Annotated in this window: 17 protein-coding genes and 2 pseudogenes; 17 read left to right on the top strand and 2 right to left on the bottom strand. The window is 63.8% G+C overall.

Annotated features, from left to right (window positions below; translation table 11 throughout):
- The 7 genes and pseudogenes from ACRCSW_RS15125 to ACRCSW_RS15095 all read left to right on the top strand — a co-directional run.
- Nucleotides 1-316, top strand: a pseudogene (locus ACRCSW_RS15125) (sterol desaturase family protein); the annotation flags it as partial.
- Nucleotides 317-422: 106 nt separating this feature from the next.
- Nucleotides 423-1,394: a sugar ABC transporter substrate-binding protein gene (locus tag ACRCSW_RS15120; RefSeq protein WP_438706397.1), complete on the top strand. Its 972-nt coding sequence runs from the start codon at nucleotides 423-425 to the stop codon at nucleotides 1,392-1,394.
- A 101-nt stretch (nucleotides 1,395-1,495) separates the two neighbouring features.
- Nucleotides 1,496-2,506 (top strand): ABC transporter permease, encoded by a 1,011-nt coding sequence (locus tag ACRCSW_RS15115; protein ID WP_438706396.1) that lies wholly within the window; start codon nucleotides 1,496-1,498, stop codon nucleotides 2,504-2,506.
- Complete coding sequence (locus tag ACRCSW_RS15110) at nucleotides 2,506-3,309, top strand: ATP-binding cassette domain-containing protein (RefSeq protein WP_438706395.1); 804 nt, start codon at nucleotides 2,506-2,508, stop codon at nucleotides 3,307-3,309. Before ACRCSW_RS15115 ends, ACRCSW_RS15110 begins: the two co-directional genes overlap by 1 nt.
- Before the next feature lie 8 nt (nucleotides 3,310-3,317).
- The gene (locus ACRCSW_RS15105) at nucleotides 3,318-3,629 is read left to right on the top strand and encodes a MocE family 2Fe-2S type ferredoxin (protein WP_438706393.1); all 312 of its coding nucleotides are present in this window, start codon (nucleotides 3,318-3,320) and stop codon (nucleotides 3,627-3,629) included.
- Between the two features lies 1 nt (nucleotide 3,630).
- The gene (locus tag ACRCSW_RS15100) at nucleotides 3,631-4,404 is read left to right on the top strand and encodes a TIM barrel protein (RefSeq protein WP_438706391.1); all 774 of its coding nucleotides are present in this window, start codon (nucleotides 3,631-3,633) and stop codon (nucleotides 4,402-4,404) included.
- Between the two features lie 2 nt (nucleotides 4,405-4,406).
- Nucleotides 4,407-5,216: a 3-methyl-2-oxobutanoate hydroxymethyltransferase gene (locus tag ACRCSW_RS15095; RefSeq protein ID WP_438706389.1), complete on the top strand. Its 810-nt coding sequence runs from the start codon at nucleotides 4,407-4,409 to the stop codon at nucleotides 5,214-5,216.
- A gap of 136 nt (nucleotides 5,217-5,352) precedes the next feature.
- Here ACRCSW_RS15095 and ACRCSW_RS15090 read toward each other — a convergent pair whose 3' ends face one another.
- The gene (locus tag ACRCSW_RS15090; protein WP_438706387.1) at nucleotides 5,353-6,222 is read right to left on the bottom strand and encodes a sugar phosphate isomerase/epimerase family protein; all 870 of its coding nucleotides are present in this window, start codon (nucleotides 6,220-6,222) and stop codon (nucleotides 5,353-5,355) included.
- Between the two features lie 142 nt (nucleotides 6,223-6,364).
- Between ACRCSW_RS15090 and ACRCSW_RS15085 the strand changes: the two genes are divergently transcribed.
- The 10 genes from ACRCSW_RS15085 to nanR all read left to right on the top strand — a co-directional run bounded on the left by ACRCSW_RS15085 (nucleotide 6,365) and on the right by nanR (nucleotide 18,077).
- Complete coding sequence (locus tag ACRCSW_RS15085; protein ID WP_438706385.1) at nucleotides 6,365-7,207, top strand: phosphogluconate dehydrogenase C-terminal domain-containing protein; 843 nt, start codon at nucleotides 6,365-6,367, stop codon at nucleotides 7,205-7,207.
- 7 nt (nucleotides 7,208-7,214) lie between these two features.
- Entirely contained in the window at nucleotides 7,215-8,858 is a 1,644-nt protein-coding gene (locus ACRCSW_RS15080; protein WP_438706384.1) for a hypothetical protein, read from the top strand.
- Nucleotides 8,855-9,886: a Gfo/Idh/MocA family protein gene (locus tag ACRCSW_RS15075; protein ID WP_438706382.1), complete on the top strand. Its 1,032-nt coding sequence runs from the start codon at nucleotides 8,855-8,857 to the stop codon at nucleotides 9,884-9,886. The genes ACRCSW_RS15080 and ACRCSW_RS15075 overlap by 4 nt, the downstream gene beginning before the upstream one ends.
- A complete protein-coding gene (locus tag ACRCSW_RS15070) occupies nucleotides 9,883-11,133 on the top strand; it encodes a ribulose-bisphosphate carboxylase large subunit family protein (RefSeq protein ID WP_438706381.1) in 1,251 nt (416 codons plus the stop codon). The genes ACRCSW_RS15075 and ACRCSW_RS15070 overlap by 4 nt, the downstream gene beginning before the upstream one ends.
- Entirely contained in the window at nucleotides 11,130-12,512 is a 1,383-nt protein-coding gene (locus ACRCSW_RS15065; RefSeq protein ID WP_438706379.1) for a four-carbon acid sugar kinase family protein, read from the top strand. Before ACRCSW_RS15070 ends, ACRCSW_RS15065 begins: the two co-directional genes overlap by 4 nt.
- A 34-nt stretch (nucleotides 12,513-12,546) precedes the next feature.
- Nucleotides 12,547-13,548, top strand: a complete 1,002-nt coding sequence (locus ACRCSW_RS15060; RefSeq protein ID WP_438706377.1) for a sugar ABC transporter substrate-binding protein — start codon at nucleotides 12,547-12,549, stop codon at nucleotides 13,546-13,548.
- Between the two features lie 67 nt (nucleotides 13,549-13,615).
- A complete protein-coding gene (locus ACRCSW_RS15055) occupies nucleotides 13,616-14,743 on the top strand; it encodes an ABC transporter permease (protein WP_438706375.1) in 1,128 nt (375 codons plus the stop codon).
- On the top strand, nucleotides 14,740-16,239 hold the full coding sequence (locus tag ACRCSW_RS15050) for a sugar ABC transporter ATP-binding protein (RefSeq protein ID WP_438706374.1): 1,500 nt from the start codon (nucleotides 14,740-14,742) through the stop codon (nucleotides 16,237-16,239). Before ACRCSW_RS15055 ends, ACRCSW_RS15050 begins: the two co-directional genes overlap by 4 nt.
- The gene (locus ACRCSW_RS15045) at nucleotides 16,236-17,219 is read left to right on the top strand and encodes an ABC transporter permease (RefSeq protein ID WP_438706372.1); all 984 of its coding nucleotides are present in this window, start codon (nucleotides 16,236-16,238) and stop codon (nucleotides 17,217-17,219) included. Before ACRCSW_RS15050 ends, ACRCSW_RS15045 begins: the two co-directional genes overlap by 4 nt.
- A 114-nt stretch (nucleotides 17,220-17,333) precedes the next feature.
- A complete protein-coding gene (gene nanR, locus ACRCSW_RS15040) occupies nucleotides 17,334-18,077 on the top strand; it encodes a transcriptional regulator NanR (protein ID WP_438706370.1) in 744 nt (247 codons plus the stop codon).
- Nucleotides 18,078-18,302: 225 nt separating this feature from the next.
- Here nanR and ACRCSW_RS15035 read toward each other — a convergent pair.
- Nucleotides 18,303-18,561: pseudogene (locus ACRCSW_RS15035) on the bottom strand (IS481 family transposase); the annotation flags it as partial.

The raw sequence follows: 18,561 nt of genomic DNA, 5'->3' as shown, positions 1-18,561 counted from the left end.
CTTCTGGCACCTGATCCTGCCATCAAATCCGATGCTGGCGATGTTCCAACTGCACTTGGCGGGCTTTGGCGCGGTGAATGGCCACATCGGCTTCGACAGGCTGGAGATCACCGAAGACGCCGCCCTCAACAGCCACGCCTATGCCCACTACCTGCACCACAAGTACTTCGAGGTGAACTATGGCGGCGACGGGTTGATCCCCTTGGACAAGTGGTTCGGCTGTTTCCATGACGGCTCGAAAGACGGCGATGCACGGATGCAGGCGCGGTTCGAGAAGAAGAAAGCGCGGATGAATGCCAAGGAGGTCGGCAACTGACCCCTGCACGAAACGGTTCTGTCCCCGCGAGGAGGTGGGGCCAGGGCATTAACTTCACGGCAACAGCAACCCGTCGGGACTGACGGATCAAGGGAGGAAACAAGAGATGAGCTTCATGAAGACCTTTGCCAAGGCAGTTGCGACAACTGCTCTGGTGGTCGCCGGATCAGCGGCAATGTCGGCAGAAATCGCCGTGATCGGCGGCTCAAACGACGACGCCTTCTGGAACATCATCAAGAAGGGCATCGACGATGCCACCCCGGCGGTCGAGGCTAACGGCGGCAAGGTGACCTATCTGCGACTGGTGAACTACGACAACTTCGCCCCTGACGTGGTACAACTGATCCGCACGGCGATTTCCATGGAAGTCGACGGCATCGTCATCCCGAACTGGGTGCCGGAAGCCGAAGATCCGGCGATCAAGGATGCCATGGCTGCCGGGATCAAGGTGATCCTGATGAACGCGGGCGGGGCCGAAAAGGCCAAGGAACTGGGCGCCATCAACTATGTCGGCTCCGACGAATACGTGGCCGGTGTCGCTGGCGGCGAATACTTCGGTGACCATGGCCAGAAGAACGTTCTGTGCATCAACACCCTGCCCGGCACCGCCAATATCGAGGCCCGCTGCAAGGGCGTGATCGACGGCATCACCGCCAAGGGCGGCAAGGGCGCGCAGCTGCCGCTGCCTTCGACCAGCTTTGGCGATGCAACGGCAGTGGCCGAGGCGATCAAGGCCGAGCTTCTGAAAGACGACACCATCGACGGCGTCATCACCATCAGCGCAGGCGATGCCGACAGTGCCGCGATCGGCATCGAACAGGCTGGCATGACCGGCAAGACCATGCTTGGCACGTTCGACCTGAACCAGGCTGGGCTCGATCGTGTCAAGGGCGGCACCCAGATGTTCGCCATCGACCAGCAGCCCTACCTGCAGGGCTATCTGTCGGTCAGCCTTCTCGCCTCGGCCATCGACTTCGGTACCTCGCTGCCGACCTATCCGGTGCTGACCGGCCCCGGCATCGTCGATGCGTCCAACATCGATGCCACGCTGGCCGGTGTGGAAAAAGGCGCCCGCTGACCCGACATCCGGCCCGCGTCGACCTTGTCGCGCGGGCCGGACTTTCTGGCTTACTCTGACCGCCGCCGCATCTTCGGACACCCTCAAATCAGGGATAGCCCATGAACAGCACTTCCTCGCTAGGTGGCCTGCTGCGCCGACCGGAATCCGGGGCTCTCCTTGGCCTTCTCGCCGTTCTGATCTTCTTCGGCTTCTTCGGCGGGGTGACGTTCCTGAAGCCCGCAGGCATGTCCAGTTGGCTGAACGTGGCCGCCAACCTCGGCCTCATCGCCATTCCCGTCGGCCTTCTGATGATCGCGGGCGAGCTTGATATCTCGGTCGGCGCGATGGTGCCGTTCGGCGCCATGACCGTGGCGGTGATCTCCGGCCATTACGGCCTCTCGATCTGGCTTGGCATCGCGGCTGCCCTTGGCTTTGGTGTCATTGTCGGGCTGATCAACGGCATCATGGTGGTGCGGACCGTGGTACCGTCGCTGATCGTGACGCTGGGCAGCCTTTTCGCCGTGCAGGGCGTCGTCCTCGGCCTGACGGTTCTGATCACCAAATCGACAAGCGTAGCATTGACCACCGAAGGCCCGGCCAAAGCGATGTTCGGCGATTTCATCCTGGGCGGGCAGCTGCAGGTCATGGTCCTCTGGTGGTTCCTCGCCACCGGGGCTTACATCTACTTCGTCCACTTCTCTCGGTTCGGTAACTGGATCTTCGCCATGGGTGGCGACAAGGTCTCGGCCCGCAACGCCGGGATTCCGACCGAACGCATGACCATCCTTCTCTTCGTCCTCTCCGCCACCTCTGCCGCCTTCGTCGGGATGTGCCAGGCCATGCTCTACAACTCGGCTCAAGTTGCGGGCGGGCAAAGCTTCATCTTCAACTCGATCATTTCGGTTGTTGTTGGTGGCGTTCTGCTGACCGGCGGTTTCGGGTCGATCATCGGCATCTTCCTCGGCACGATCACCTTCGCCGTCGTGACCCAAGGCATCTACTACACCGATTTCGACCGCAACTGGTCGTCCCTCATCATCGGCGTCCTCCTGCTGCTGGCGGTCCTGATGAACAACACCTTCCGCAAGACGGCCCTGTCCTACTCAGGCAAGAAGAAGGGGACCAAGTGATGGCCGAACCGATCCTCTCCATGCGCGGCGTCAACAAGAGCTTCGGCCCCATCGACGTCCTCCACGACATCAACCTCGAGGTTCATGCCGGTCAGGTTCTCTGCCTGCTGGGTGACAACGGCGCGGGCAAATCGACGGTGATCCGCATCCTTTCCGGTGTCCACAAGCCCAGCTCGGGCGAGGTGCTGATGGATGGCAAGCCGGTCCTCTTCCCGAACCCCCGCGCCGCGTCGGACCATGGCATCGCCACCGTCCACCAGTTCGGCGGCACCTTCCCCCTGATGTCCATCGGCCGCAGCTTCTTTGTCGGGCGGGAGCCGACAAAATGGGCTGGCCCCTTCAAGGTCTACGACCGCAAGACAGCCAACGAAATCGCCGTCAGATCGGTCCGCGAATTCGGCATCACCCGCATTGATGACGGCGACCGCCTGGTGGGCGGCCTTTCGGGGGGCGAGCGTCAGGCGCTCGCCATCGCCCGCGCCGTCCACTTCGGCGCCCGCGTCCTGATCCTCGACGAACCGACCGCCGCGCTCGGGGTGAAAGAGGCCGCCCACGTCCTCCGCATCGTCCTACAGGCCAAAAGACGCGGTGTTGCCGTCATCTTCATCACCCACCAGGTCACCCACGCCCTGACCGTCGGCGACCACTTCGCCGTCCTGATCCGCGGCGCCAAGGCCGCCGACTTCCGCAAGGGTGAGAAGTCGCGGGAAGAGATCACCGACCTCATGGCCGGCGGCGAGGCCATGGCAGAGCTGGAGGCCGAGATCGAAAGCCACGTGGCCATCCACTCCGACCGGACCTGAGCAATCCCATGCCGACCTGGACCCGCGCCTGCGCCACCGACGCCGTAGATCCTGACGACCTGATCCGTTTCGACCACGGCTCCCGTACCTTCGTCATTGTCCGCAGCGAGGAGGACGAATTCTTCGCAATGGACGGCATCTGCAGCCACGAACATGTCCACCTGTGCGACGGTCTCGTCATGGACGGCATCGTCGAATGCCCGAAACACAACGCCCATTTTGACTACCGCACCGGCGAGGCGACCCGCGCCCCTGCCTGCATCAACCTGAAAACCTTCCCCGTCAAAATCGACGACGGGCATGTCTGGATCGAGATCTGAGATGACATTCCAACTCGCCGCCTGCGCCGAAATGCTCTGGCGCGACCGCCCGATAGACTGGCGCGCCTCCCGCCTCAAGGAACTGGGCTTCGGCGTCGGCCTCTGGAACTGGCCCGCGCACGACATCGCCGCGCTGGAACGCACAGGCGCCACCTTCACCATCATGAACGGCTACCTTCAAGGCCGCCTCGCCGATGACGAAGGCGCCGACATGCTGCTGAAATCCGCCCGCGAAACCGCCGCTGTCGGCAAGCGCCTTGGCGTCCATCGCCTCAACCTCCACGGCACCGGCCTCGGCGACGGGGGCATCCCGGTCTGGCAGCACGACAAGGTCACCGGGCCGATGTGGCTCAAGGCCCGCGACACCCTGAACCGCATCTGCGACCTGGCGGAGGAACTGGGCGTCACCTACACGCTTGAAAACCTCAATCTGATGGAGCACCCCGGCTGCCCGTTCAACACGACCGCCGACGTTCTGACGCTCGTTTCCTCGGTCAACCGGCCTCAGTTGCGGATGAACCTCGACCTCTATCACACCCAGATCGGCGAGGGCGATGTGATCCGCTGGTGCCAGAAATGCCTGCCGTGGATCGGCGAGGTTCAGGTCGCCGACAATCCGGGCCGCAACGAGCCCGGCACCGGCGAGATGAACTATCCTGCAATCGCCAAAGCCCTGAAAGCCATGGGATATTCCGGTCCAGTAGGCCTTGAAAGCAACGCCGAGGGCGACCCCGAAGTGGCCCTTCAGGCCTTCCGCAACGCATTCACGGTATAACCATGGTCCACAAGAACACCCGCCCCTCTGTCGCCGACATCCGCGCCATGAAGACCCGGGGCGAGAAGATCAGCATGCTCTACGTCACCTCGCTGGACGAGGCCGCGGCGGCAGACGCCGCAGGCATCCACATGCTCTCCATCGAATCCCGCTTCTTCAGCCCCGCCATGCGCGAAGCCGCGGGCAACTGCTTCGTCCAGGTCGGCCTGCCCTTCGGCCAGTACGGAACGCTGGTCACCGCAGAAGACTACCTGCGCGCGGCGTTCCAATTCACCAAAATGGGCGGTGACAGCTTCTACTGCGCAGCATCCTTCGACATCCAGAAAACGCTCTGCGACAACCACGTTCCCATCGTCGCCCACGTCGGCATGAACCCGAACATCGTCACCTGGACCAACTGGCGCGCCGTCGGCAAAACCGCGACCGAGGCCCGGGCCGTCTGGGACCATGTGAAGAAGCTCGAATCCATCGGCGCGTTCGGCGCGGAACTCGAAGTCGTCCCCGACAAACTCGGCGAATTCATCAGCCGCAACACGCCCCTGATCATGCTCGGCATGGGCGCAGGCCCCGGTGCCGACGCGCAGTACCTCTTCGCCGAAGACGTTCTCGGCTGCACCGACGGCCACAAGCCCCGCCACGCCAAGACCTACCGCAACTTCGCCGCCGAATACGCCCGCCTCCAGCAGGAACGCATCGCTGCTTTCCGTGAGTTCATCGCCGACGTGAACACCGGCGCCTACCCGGAACAGCAGCACAATGTCGCGATGGCCGACAGCGAATTCGCCAGCTTCAAGGCCGGACTGGGCCTCTAATCAATGGAACGACCATGCTCGAGGTCGGACTTCCGTGCACGGGCCCGCATCGTCGTGATCAAGGACAGCCGAACGGCCCCAGGCGGGTATGACCAGCGGGTCGAGCTGCAGGGATCCATGCGGCAGAGCGGCTTCCTCAGACAGCAGGTTCATTCTGGTCACAGCATCCGACGGCACCGCGAACGAACTCCAGCGCCGTCTTGACCGCCGCAATCACACTGGCCTCATCCGGTACCTCATTGCGGCGGACCGGATCCCCCCGACCGGGACGCCACAATCTGATCGGGTGCTCGATCCCCAGCGGCAGGTCGGCGGGCAGGCGGTCGAGCGGGATTGCAGTACCATAACCGATGCTCCCCTGACCGAGCGGGCAGAACAGCCAATCGGCGCCAACGCTGCGGAAATCCTTCAGATGCAGGTGCGCGACGACCGGCAGGGCTTCTGCCAGATCGGCAGCGGCGTTGGCGGTCAGGGAACCGTAGCTCGTGGCATTGCCGATATCGTAATTCATCCGAATGTGTGGGTCGTTCAGCCCGGCGACGACCGCAGCGCCACTCGTGCCATTGGGCAGCAAAGCGTCCCGCCCATGGCCAGGATTCTCCAGCGCGAGGACCATCTCTCGTATAGAAAGCTCAGGCTGGATCAAAGCGATCGTCCGTTCAAACGCGACGATACGATCTTTAGTCGTCGCGTTGGTAATCACGATATGCGCACCTGCGGCAGCGGCGAAGTCCAGTCGGCGCATCAGCTTGGCCGCGCTGTCCTCTCGGCCAAGGTCGGTATGCAGGGACATTGCGCGGATGGTCAGCCCGGCATCCCGAATCTGCTGTCCAAGCCGAAGGCCGCCTTTCTCTGTGAAGGTCGCCTCGTCAAACGGCGTGTAGCCTTCGATGAACGCGGGCTCGACTGCGCGCGAGCCAGCTATCGCCAGCAACTCAAGACCGCGACCGAACTCGTGCCCGTCAAGAACAACGGTCGAGATCGATATAGTTCGGGTCTCGGCCATAGCGGTCTTTCGATTGCTGAAGGCAGTGTGAAAAAGGGGGCTGACACGTTGGTATTTTGGTATACTAACTAACCAAGTAACATCGCGCAACGGATTCGCCCAACGACACGAAGCTGTCGAGGTCCGGCGAAAAGGGGGGAATATGGCACGTTCGGTCGCTGTGCTTGGCGCAGGCGGAAAGATGGGGTTCCGCGTCACCAAGAAGCTCTTCGATGCAGGCTACGACCTGCGCGCAGTCGAGATCGGCGATGTCGGTCGCGCACGACTGGCGGAGGCGGGAATCAAGTCGGTCGATACCACGACGGGCCTTAAAGGAGCCGAAGTCGTCGTGCTGGCCCTGCCCGACAACGTAATCGGCAAGGTCGCGGGCGAAATCGCCCATCATCTGGCGCCGGGTACGATGTTGCTGATCCTTGATGCGGCGGCGCCTTATGCCGACGTGCTGCCAAAGGACCGGCCCGATCTGACCTATTTCGTCGGTCACCCCTGCCATCCGCCTCTGTACAGCACCACGACTAAGGGGGCCGAGCGCACCGATTATCACGGCGGCGTCGCGCCACAGGCCATCGTCTGCGCGTTGATGCAAGGCCCCGAGGCTCACTATGCCATCGGGGTGGAAATCTGCGAGGCGATGTGGTCCCCGGTGACCAAGACGCACCGCGTGACGGTTGAACAGCTGGCGATCCTTGAACCTGGCCTGTCCGAGATGCTGGCCATGTGCATGATCGACATAATGGCCGAGGCGGTGGACGAATGCGCCAACCGCTACGGCATCCCGCGCGAGGCGGCGAAGGATTTCCTGATCGGCCACCTGAACGTCGAGATCGCGATGTGGTTCGGCTATTCGCCGAAAGTGCCGTCCGATGCTGCTCTGCGGCTCTTGGAGTTCGGCAAGGCGCGGATCATGCAGCCGAACTGGCGCGAGGCGTTGTCACCGAAGGTCGTGCGCGAGGCGTCCGAGCTGATCGTCCACGGCAAGCGTTGAGCCTGCCATGCCGGGGGATGACGCTGAGCTCAGGGCGGGCCGGTTGGCCGCGCGTATCGTGGAGGGCGACCTGCGCGCCGTCTGCTTTGCGGGCCACGAAGTGGTGCGCCGGGTCAGCTATCCGGTTCGGGACGCCGACTGGGGCACCTTGCCGGTTGTGACGGTGGACGAAGAGATCGCACCCCACGCCTATACCCGCCGGTTTGCCGAACGATCGGGGCTGTTCCACGGCACGTTCCGCACGACGCTGGAAGGCGACACGGTGCTCTGCCTGTCCATCACCTTGACCTTTGACAAATCAACCGTCGTCAACCGCGCCGGTTTCACGGTTCTGCATCCGATTGACGGGGTGGCCGGTCAAATGCTGACCATCAGGCATCCCGACGGGCATGAGACCCAAACCCTCTTCCCGGCGCTGGTGTCACCGGGCCAGCCGGCGCGCGACATTGCCGGGCTGTCGCACAAGGTCGGCCCCTTGTCGGTCGCGCTGGAGTTTTCCGGCGAGGTGTTCGAGATGGAGGATCAGCGCAACTGGTCGGACGCGTCCTTCAAGACCTACTGCCGCCCGCTTGGGCTGCCGCGCCCGTTTACAGTCGCGGCGGGCGAGGTGATCCGGCAAGAGATCGTTTTGCGGCTTGAAGCCGATGCTCCGGCAGTCGCTGGTGCCGGGGTTCCGGCATCCGGAACGATCCGTCTGCCGCAGGTGTTGTTGGCGCATCAGCCCGGCTTGTCCACTACGGCCGCACTGCAGAGCTTCCCGGGTGTACCGGTACTGCTGCGCGTCGATGCGCAGACACCTGGTGCGGATCTTGCGGCGCTGAGTGCCCGCGACGACATCGCGGTTGAGATCGTATTCAGTGATCTTTCGGACCTCGATCGCCAGATCGGCCGCCTGAGTGAAGCGGGACTGCGACCCAGCCGCATCGTCGCACTTCCGGCGGCCTATCTGGCAAGCCATCAACCCGAAGGACCCTGGCCCACCGGTCCTGCGCCGCGCCATGCCGTCGCCCCTTTGCGCGAGGCTTTTCCAGGGGTTCCGGTCGGCAGCGGCAGCCTGACAAACTTCACCGAGTTCAACCGCTGTCGCCCCGACCCTTCCGTCGATTTCGTAACCTTCGGCAATACCGCCATCGTCCATGCCGCCGACGATCTTTCGGTGCGCGAAACGCTGGAGGCATTGCCCGCGATCTTTGCCACCGCTGCGGCCATCGCGCCCGGCAAGTCAATGCATCTGGGGCTTTTTTCCATCGGAATGCGGTCCAACCCCTATGGGCGTAGCGTTCTGGCAAACCCCGACCGCGTTCTGATGCCGATGGCGATGGATGATCCCCGGCAGGCCGGCGACTTTGCCGCGGCCTATGCGCTTGGCGTTCTGGTTGCGGCGGCGAGGGCGGGGGTCGACAGCCTTGCGCTGGCCATGCAGGACGGGCCTTTGGGCGCTGCAGGGACGCCGCTCGGCGCGGTCATCCGTGCGGCTGCGCGGCTTGCCGGACAGTCGGTCGATTGGACGCAGGATGGTCCGCTGCGCGCGCTCAGCGGCAATGGCGTTACTCTCGCGGCGGCCATCGGACCATCCGACATCGCTTGGCCAAATGCGCCCGGTGGCAGGCTTGCTGCGGACAGCGCACTCGTGATCGAGGCTTCGCCATGACACTGCGTGGCGCGCTCATTGGCTGCGGGTTCTTTGCGCGAAACCACATGCAGGCGTGGGCTGACATCGAAGGCGTGCAGATCGCCGCGGTCTGCGACACCGATCCCGCCAAGGCGCAGAGCTTCGCCGACGCTTTCGGTGCCGAACCCTATACCGACGCCACGACCATGCTTGCCGCCGTGAAACCCGACTTTGCCGACATCGTCACCACAGTGTCCTCGCACCGCGCTTTGGTCGAGCTGGCCGCCCGCCACAGCCGCGCGGTGATCTGCCAGAAACCCTTTGCCGAGACGATGGCGGATGGCCAGGCCATGGTCGAGGCCTGCGACAACGCTGGCATTCCTTTGCTGGTGCATGAGAACTTCCGCTGGCAAGCGCCCTACCGCGCGCTGGGGGCGGCATTGTCGTCAGGCGTGATCGGCGCCCCGACGTTCCTGCGGCTCAGCTTCCGGCACGCCTTCGACATCTATGCCAACCAACCCTATCTGGCCGGGATCGATGATCTGGCACTGACCGATGTGGGCCTGCACCTGTTCGATATGGCCCGGTTTCTGATGGGCGATGTCACCCGCGTCCACTGTCAGACGCAACGGCTCAACCCCCGGGTCAAGGGACAGGATGCTTTTTTGGCGACGCTGCGCCACGCCTCAGGCGCTGTCACCAGCGTGGAGTGCAGTTTCTTCAGCCACTACGCGCCCGATCCGTTCGTCCAGACACTTGCCGTGGCCGAAGGGCCGCTGGGGTCGATCGAGCTCCTCGAAGGCTACCGGATGCGGCTGCACAAGGATGGCCAGGTGGTCGAAACGGACACGGAGCCTGTCGTGCCGGGGTGGGGGGAAAAACCGTGGCATCTGGTGCAGGAGTCGGTCATCGCGTTCCAGACCCATGCGCGCGACGTCATGCGCGGGCTGGCGCAGGCTCAGCCTTCGGGCGCCGACAATCTGCGGACGCTGGCGGTCACGCTTGCGGCAATCCAGTCGTCGAAATCTGGTCAGTCGGTCGTCCTTGACGGCGGGGCGGTTACATGACTGACCGGATCGAGGCCGACTACCTGATCGAGACCGCTTTTCCGCCCGATCAAGCCGCCGAGGCGATGGCGGGTGAGCAATCGTCCGGCACGTTCATAGCGCTGCCGGGCGAGACGCCAGAGCTGAAAGCACGCGCGGCGGCGCGGGTGGAGCAGATCGAGGACTTGGGGCCAGTTGCAGGGCCATCGCTGCCGGGTGCAGGTCGGCCCGATGGTGCCCATCGCCAAGCGCGGGTCACGCTGTCCTGGCCGATGGGCAACATGGGCCTAAGCCTGCCGAACCTGATGGCGACGGTGGCGGGGAACCTCTTTGAACTCCAGTGGTTCTCCGGCCTGCGTCTGACCGACCTTCGACTGCCTGATACGTTCATGGCCTCCTGCCCCGGTCCGGCCTTCGGTGTCGAAGGCACACGGGGCATGGCGGGGGTGAAGGCGGGCCCTTTGATCGGCACCATCGTAAAGCCATCGGTCGGGCTTACCGCGGCCGAAACTGCGGCTTTGGTGGCGGAGTTGTGTGCAGCCGGCATCGACTTCATCAAGGATGACGAGCTGCAGGCGGATGGGCCATCCTGCCCATTTGCCGACCGCGCCCGCGCCGTGATGGCCGTCATCAACGCCCATGCTGACCGAACCGGCAAGCGCGTCATGTACGCCTTCAACCTGACCGGGGAAGTCGACGAAATGCGGGCGCGCCACGACCTGGTTGCCGGGCTCGGCGGCACCTGCGTGATGGCGAGCCTCAATTCTGTCGGGCTTACCGGGATGCTGGCGCTGCGCCGCCACAGCCAGCTGCCGATCCACGCGCACCGCAATGGATGGGGGTATCTGTCGCGTCACCCGGCTCTTGGGTTCGATTACCGCGCTTGGTCGGTCTTCTGGCGGCTGGCCGGGGCGGATCATCTGCACGTCAACGGGATCGCCAACAAATTCTGCGAGGCCGACGACAGCGTCATCGCATCGGCGCGCGCTGTTCTGGCGCCGTTGTCATCGGCGCATCCGGCAGTGGCGATGCCGGTCTTTTCGTCAGGTCAGTCAGCCCGTCAGGCTCATGCGACCTGGGCGGCGCTGGGTCGGGCCGATCTGATCTACGCCGCCGGCGGCGGAATCATGGGGCATCCGGAGGGGCCGACCGGTGGCGTGCAGTCGATCCGCGATGCCTGGGACGCCGCAATGGCTGGCATCCCGATGGAGCAGGCCGCCCGCGAAAGCCGCGCACTGGCCGCGGCACTGAAACGGTACGGGTCATGACCCGCAATGCGCCCCCAATGCTGGCGTGGTACGGCGACGACTTCACCGGCGCTGCCGCAGTGATGGAGGTGCTGGAGTTTTCCGGTTTTCCGTCAGTTCTGTTTCTTGAACCTCCGACGCGGGAAATGACCGGGCGCTTTGCGGATGCCCGCTGTATCGGCATCGCAGGCGACGCGCGGACACGATCGCCGGACTGGATGGACGCCCATCTGCCCGCCATCTTTGCGGCGCTCCGGGCGACCGGCGCCGGGATCGTGCACTACAAGATGTGCTCGACACTCGACAGCTCACCCCAGATTGGCTCGATCGGGCGCGCGGCAGAAATCGGGTTGGGAGACGACCCCTGGGCTCCGGTTCTGGTCGCAGCCCCGAGGATCGGGCGCTGGCAGACGTTCGGCACGCTCTTCGCCAGGCATTCGGGCGGGATCGCGCGGCTCGACCGGCATCCGACGATGTCGCGCCACCCGGTGACCCCGATGGACGAGGCGGACGTCCGCCTGCATCTGGCACGGCAGACGGACCTGCCCCGGGGGCTGATCGATATCATCGACTTGCAACACGATGCGGCCGCGGTCGCACTGGCCCGCGAACGGGCAAGGGGCGCGCGGCTGATCCTGGTCGATTTGCTGGACCAGGCATCCCTGATCGCTGCCGGGCACCTGATCCGTGCCGAGGCCGCGCTGCGGCAGGTCTTTGTGGTCGGCTCGCAGGGGGTCGAGGACGCAATCGTCGCGGCGACCGTGGCGGACGGTCACACGTTGCCAGCGCCGCGTCCTGCCGGCGGGGCCGACCGAATCGCTGTCGCTTCCGGTTCCTGCTCGCCCGACACTGCCGCGCAGATCAGGGCGGCTGTGTCGCAAGGCTTTGCCGTTATCTCCGTGGACGCGACCAAGACCGTCGATCCAGCCGCATGGACCGCCGAATGCGCGCGGCTGGAGGCCGCGGCGTTGATGGCGCTGGCAGGCGGCAAAAGCCCGATCCTTGCCTCTGCACAAGGGCCGGACGATCCCTCCATCTCGGCCACCCGCACGGCGCGACAAGCCGCAGGCCAGTCCGACCGCGACGGGGCCGAGGTGCTGGGCGCCGGGCTGGGCACCGTCCTGTCCCGTCTTTCCGCCCGCCGCGCAGCCAAGCGTTTTGCTGTCGCGGGCGGCGATACCTCCGGCTTTGCCACCCGCGCGTTTGGAGCGGTTGCACTGACGGCGCAGGGAGAAATCGTGCCTGCCGTCCCGCTGCTTTCGGCGCATTTCAAAGAACCTGCCGCCCAGACCGACTGGATCGTCAAGGGCGGCCAGATGGGCCCGGAAGACCTTTTCGTGCGAATGCGCGACGGGGTGGCCCGATACGACCCGGGGGTGCGTTCCGCACAACCGGCCTGACCAACGACGTTCAGCACACCTGAGGGAGGACACCATGAAGCTGCTGAAGACCACTGCGACACTGGCCCTTATGGCCGCCGGAGCAAGCTACGGTTCCGGCGCACAGGCCGCGAACATCTGTTTTGCGTTCCAGGATCTGGAAACGGAGTTCTGGGTCGCGGGGCACAAGGCGATCACCACCACACTGACCGAGGCCGGTCATACGGTGATCGAAAAGAACGCCAATGAGGATGCCAACAAGCAACTGGAACAGGTGCGCGACTGCATCGCCCAGGGCGTCGATGGCATCATCGTGATCCCGCAGGACGGCGAAAGTGCCGTGACCATCGTGAACGAGGCGCAGGCCGCTGACACACCAATCGCCATCTTCAACCGCCCGCCGACCGATCTGTCCAAGGGGATCATCGTGGTCGCCGACAACGCTACCATCGCCGAAGCGGCCACCGACTTCGTGGTTGAGGAGGCGCTGGCCAAGGCTTCGGCAGATGCGAAACTGAACGCCGTGATCGTCGTGGGTGACCTTGGCGATCCGAACGCGGTTGGCCGCAAGGATGGCTTCTACGCCGCGATCAACAAGCACCAGGACCGCTTCAACGTGATCGAGGTCGCCTCGGAATGGGATGCGGCGACTGCGCTTGCGAACCTTGAGGCGGCGGTCACGGCCAACCCCAAGATCGACCTCATGTTCACGTCGTCCGACTTCCTGTTTCCGACGATCCGTTCGGTGCTTGAACCGCGCGGAATGTGGAACAAGTCGGGGGAAGAGGGCCATATCCCGCTGGCCGGCCTTGACGGTGATGCGACCGCCTGCAAGTTGATCAAGGAAGGCTACGTCTCGGCCACCGGGGTGCAGGACCTGTACTTCGAGGCAGAGTCCGCGATGAACGCCATCCTGAAGGCGATTGAGGACGGCAACGCCCAGCCGAACGAGGTGATCCCCGATCCGGGCTTCGCGCTCACGCAGGCGAACCTTGCCGAGCGGGAAATGGACATGTGGGGCTGTGTCCTTCTGTCCGAAGGCTTCCTGGACCAGTGATCGCCCTTACGGACCCGGCCGAAGGTTCTTTGGCCGGGTTCCCTCCATTTGGCACCGGACCTGCCCCATGACCGCAACCGAAGCGCCTTCGCGGCGCCTGTCCGACCGGACAGCCGACTTGTTCCTGTCGGACTACTTCGTGCTTTACATGACGCTTGCCTTTGTGGCGGTGCTGACGCCGTTCCTGCCGATGCTCATCGCGCCCGGCAACATCGTGAACGTGTTGTCGAACATGTGGCCGCTCTTGATCGTGGCCATCGGGCAGACCTTTGTGCTGGCCATAGCCGGCATCGACCTGAGCCAGGGGTCGGTCATCGCGGTGACATCGGTGATCGGCGCGGCGCTGATCACGCTGGTCGCCGACCCTGTGGTGTTATCAAAGGCACCACTCTGGGGTGTCCTGCTGACGGAAAACGGCGGTCCTCTTGCCGGGATGACGGGCGGCGTCCTGATCGCCATCGTCGTGATGATTGCCCTTGCCGCGCTGATCGGGCTGATCAACGGGCTCGCTATCGCAATCCTGGACATGCCGGCATTCATGGTCACGCTGGTCACGATGATCACGATCAGCGCCCTAGCAATCTACCTGACCCAGTCCGAGAATATCGCCCAATTGCCTGAGAACTTTGTCATATTGGGCAAGGGTGATCTGATCTCTGTCTATTTCGGCACCAAGGACACCTCGCAACTGCCACGCAAAGAGGTCTTCTCTCTGGTCACCTACCCGATGGTGATCGCCGTGGTGATGGCCATCTCGGCGCATGTCTTGCTGAACCGCACGGTCTTTGGCCGCTACGTCCTGGCGATAGGCATCAACCGCAAGGCCGCCGAAATCTCGGGCGTCCCTGTCCGGCGGGTGATCGTGCTGGTTTTCATGCTGTCGGCGGTTTGTGCGGCCGTCGGCGGCATTCTTTATTCGGCACGGCTGGAGGCAGGTCGCCCCACCTTGGGCGAAGGCACGTTCCTTCTCGATGTGATCGGGGCCGCGGTCATCGGCGGCACCAGCCTTTTCGGCGGCAAGGCGAAGATCATCTGGACCATATTTGGGGTGTTCTTCTTCGTCGTACTCTCCAGTGCGTTGAGTGCGATGAACCTGTCGGCATTCCAGGTCGACATGGTCAAAGGCGCGGTGATCCTGGGGGCCGCCCTTCTGGATGTCCTTCGGACGCGGATCATGCGGGAGCGGACAGGATGAGCGCGCTTCTTTCGCTTGAGGGATTGGGCAAGAGCTGGTTCGGGGTACCGGCGGTATCTGATCTGACACTGGACGTAAGCGAAGGTCGACTTCTCGGTCTGATCGGCCAGAACGGCGCTGGAAAGTCCACACTGATGAACATGATCGGTGGCGTGGTTCAGCCCAGTTCCGGCAACATGCAATGGCAAGGCACACCCTACCAACCGCAATCGGCCGCGGATGCCGCACGCGCCGGCATTGCGTTCATCCACCAGGAACTGAACCTTTTCACCAACCTGTCGGTGGCCGAAAACCTTTACATCGACGGTTTTCCGCGCCGCTTCGGGCTGATCGACTGGCCGCGGATACGCACCCGCACCACCGAGATTCTGAAGCGGCTGGCGCTGGAAATCGACCCCGACACCACGGTCGGCCATCTGTCGCCGGGCGAGCGTCAGCTGGTCGAGATTGCCAAAGCGCTCCACAATGAGGCGCGGCTGATCATCTTCGACGAGCCGACGACATCGCTGACCCCGCGCGAGACGGCGCGGCTTTTTGACACCATCGCGTCGCTTCGGGCGGATGGGCGCACGATCATCTATATTTCGCATATCCTCGGCGACGTGAAGCGGCTGGCCGATGACATCGCGGTCCTGCGCGACGGGCGGCTGGTCGACAGCGGTCGGGCCGCCGACTTCACCGTACCGCGCATGATCCGGTCAATGATCGGGCGCGACCTGAGCGGCCTCTTTCCGCCACGCACCGGCAAGTCGGGCACCCGGACGGTCCTGGAGGCGGGGGGGCTGTCACAACCGGGCGTGATCGAAAACGTGTCGTTGGCCGTCCACGCGGGTGAGGTTGTCGGCCTCTTCGGCCTCATGGGTGCCGGGCGGAGCGAACTCGCGCGCATTCTGTTCGGGCTCGACCCCTGTGCCGCGGGCAGCATCGCGCTGGATGGTGCCCCGGTATCTGAAGGTACCTTCGCGCGGATCAAGGCTGGCATGGCTTTCGTCACCGAAAACCGGCGCGAGGAGGGTCTGATGATGGACGCGCCAATCGCCGACAATCTCGCCCTCGTCTCGATCCGCAGCTTTGGCCGTGGCCCTCTCGCACTGATCGACCGAGCCGCAATCGACGCCCGCACTGAAACCACGCGCAGCGATCTGACGATCAAGGCCGGGGATATCCGAACCCAGCCGGTAAAGGCCCTGTCGGGCGGCAACCAGCAAAAGGTGGTGATCGGCAAGTGGCAGATGACCTCGCCGCGGCTGTTCATTCTGGACGAACCGACGCGCGGTGTGGACGTCGGCGCCAAGTTCGAAATCTATACGCTGATCGACAGACTTGCCGCCGAGGGCGGGGGTGTTCTGATGATCTCGTCCGAACTTGACGAACTTCTTGGCGTGGCCGACCGCATCGTCGTCATGAACCGAGGCGAAGTCATGGGCGAGGTGACCCGCACCGAATTCGACCGCGAACGTATCCTGTCCCTTGCTTTCCGAGAGGCTGCAGCATGACATTGCCCGAACGCATGCTGGATCTGGCGATCCGCCATGCGACGTATGTGATCTTTGGCGCCGTGCTTTTGTACTACGGCTTGCAGGCGCCATCGTTCCTTATGCCGGAAAGCCTGGCCAACATCGTCAAGCAATCGTCGTTCATCGGGATTGCCGCCCTTGGCATGACGTTCGTCTTGCTGACCGGCGGCATCGATCTGTCCGTCGGGTCGGTGATGTTCCTCGCCCCGTTGATCGCTGGCTTTGTGATGCGTGATCTGGGCGTGTCGGTGCCGGTGGGCTTTCTGGTGGCGCTCGGGGCGGGGTTGGCCATGGGGGCGATCAACGCGTTCTTCATCGTCGCGTTGCGCGTCATCCCGTTCATCGTGACACTGGCCACGCTGTTTCTGTTCCGGGGCTTTGGCACCTGGCTGACCAGTTCGACAGCATTCGACTTCAAGGACGATTTTCGTGCCTTCGGCCTGTCGTCGGTCGCCGGCATCCCGACTCCGATCCTGATCTTTGCAGCGCTTGCGCTGATTGCGCACGTGATCCTGGCGCATACCACTTTTGGCCGCCAGATCTACGCGCTTGGCAACGATCGCGAGGCGGCGCGCAAGGCGGGCGTCAATACGCGTTGGGTGGAGGCGCGGGTCTACATCATCTGCTCGGCCTGCGCGGCAATCTCGGGTTTCGTGCTGATCGCCCAGATCGGGCGGCTGGATGCAGGCTTTGGCGAAGGGCGCGAGTTCGACGTGATCGCCGCAGCGGTCCTGGGTGGGGCCAGCCTTTTCGGCGGCGTAGGATCGGCTTTTGGCGCGGTGATCGGGGCGACCCTGATCCAGACGGTCAAGCTTGGGCTCGTTTTCACCGGGGTGAACCTCTACCTCCAACCGATGATGCAGGGCGCCATAATCATCCTCGCGGTGCTGGCCGACGGGATCAGAGAGAAACGGGTGCAGGCCCTGCAGAAAAGGACGATACGGCCGATTGGCAGTTGAACGCCGGGCCGCTCAGGGATGGATTTGCGTCATGCCTGGCGCTAGAGGCTGGATTGGAACGCCTCCAGAAGCCGCGTCGGGCTGTTGGCGGTGTACGATGGGAAGGCACAGCAGATGAGCCGAATTGCGCAGGAACCAATCGAACGCCGTCGCCTTTACCAGGAGGTGATGGATCGGCTGATCCGGATGATCGAAGAGGACGGGCTGCTGCCCGGCGACCAGTTGCCCCCCGAACGCGATCTGTCGGAACGCTATGGGGTTGGGCGGCCGGCGGTGCGCGAAGCCCTCCAGAACATGGCGCGGATGGGTCTTTTGCGGCTGGTTCAGGGCGAGCGGGCGCGGGTCGCGGCCCCTACTTTCGCAAACCTGCTGAAGACGATGTCGATCACAACCAGCGGCATTTTGCGGTCCTCGGAAAAGGGCCTGGCGGAACTCAAGGAGGCGCGGCTTTTGTTCGAGGTCACGATGGTCCGCCTGGCGGTCGAACGGGCGACGGAAGATGACATCGCAGCGCTCGAGGCGCGGCACGCCGAACACCAGGCCAGCCTGCCCGACTTCACCCGCTTCTTGCAATGCGACATGCGCTTTCACCGCGAAATCGCGCGGATGACGGGAAACTCGATCTTCCCCAGCCTGAGCGAGACGTTGATGGGCTGGCTGGCCGAGTTCTACCGCGAACTCGTTCGCATCCCCGGCACCGAGCAAGTCACGCTGAGCGAGCACATGGCGATCCTGACAGCGATCAAGGCCCGGGATAGCGATGCGGCAGAACGCGCGATGCGAGATCACTTGACCCGAGCCAACGCGCTTTACCAGCGACTTGCGGTGCCAGGTATCGACATCGGCAAGCAGGATTGAAAACGATGTCCGCCATCAAGTGGACATGAGTTGAACCGGATCGTCAGCGATCCCCGGCGATTGGGCGCCTCACTGTAGCTGGGCCAGTTCTGCGTCTTCCGGGGCGCTCGGCTCGGTCCGCTCTGCTGCTCCAGCTGCCACGCTGAATTCACAAGATGAACCGCCTCAGGCCATTCGTGCAACACGGCCCGTACAAAATGGCTTGCAGGCAGAGCACGTCCGAAACTAGGTGTTCATTCCCGGCATTTGATGGGTTGGTTCGAGTGTGGATCTTTCCGGCTGTGAAGCCCAGCCTTTGACGATGAACCCATAGGGGGTCAGGCCGCGAAGGGTCTTCAAGCGCCCTGCGAAGTTGCAGGCGTCGATGAAGTCCGCGAGATGGCGGCGGAGCTGATCGTGGTCGTCGCAGTGGAAGCGCTTGACCGTTGCGTCCTTGATTGTGCGGTTCATGCGCTTGACCTGGCCGTTGGTCCAGGGATGCTTG

The organism is Tabrizicola sp., assembly GCF_051645465.1.
In the GTDB taxonomy this organism is placed as follows: Bacteria; Pseudomonadota; Alphaproteobacteria; order Rhodobacterales; family Rhodobacteraceae; genus Tabrizicola.
Note: the sequence above shows the minus strand (reverse complement) of the source record. Positions and strands in the feature narration are given on the sequence as shown.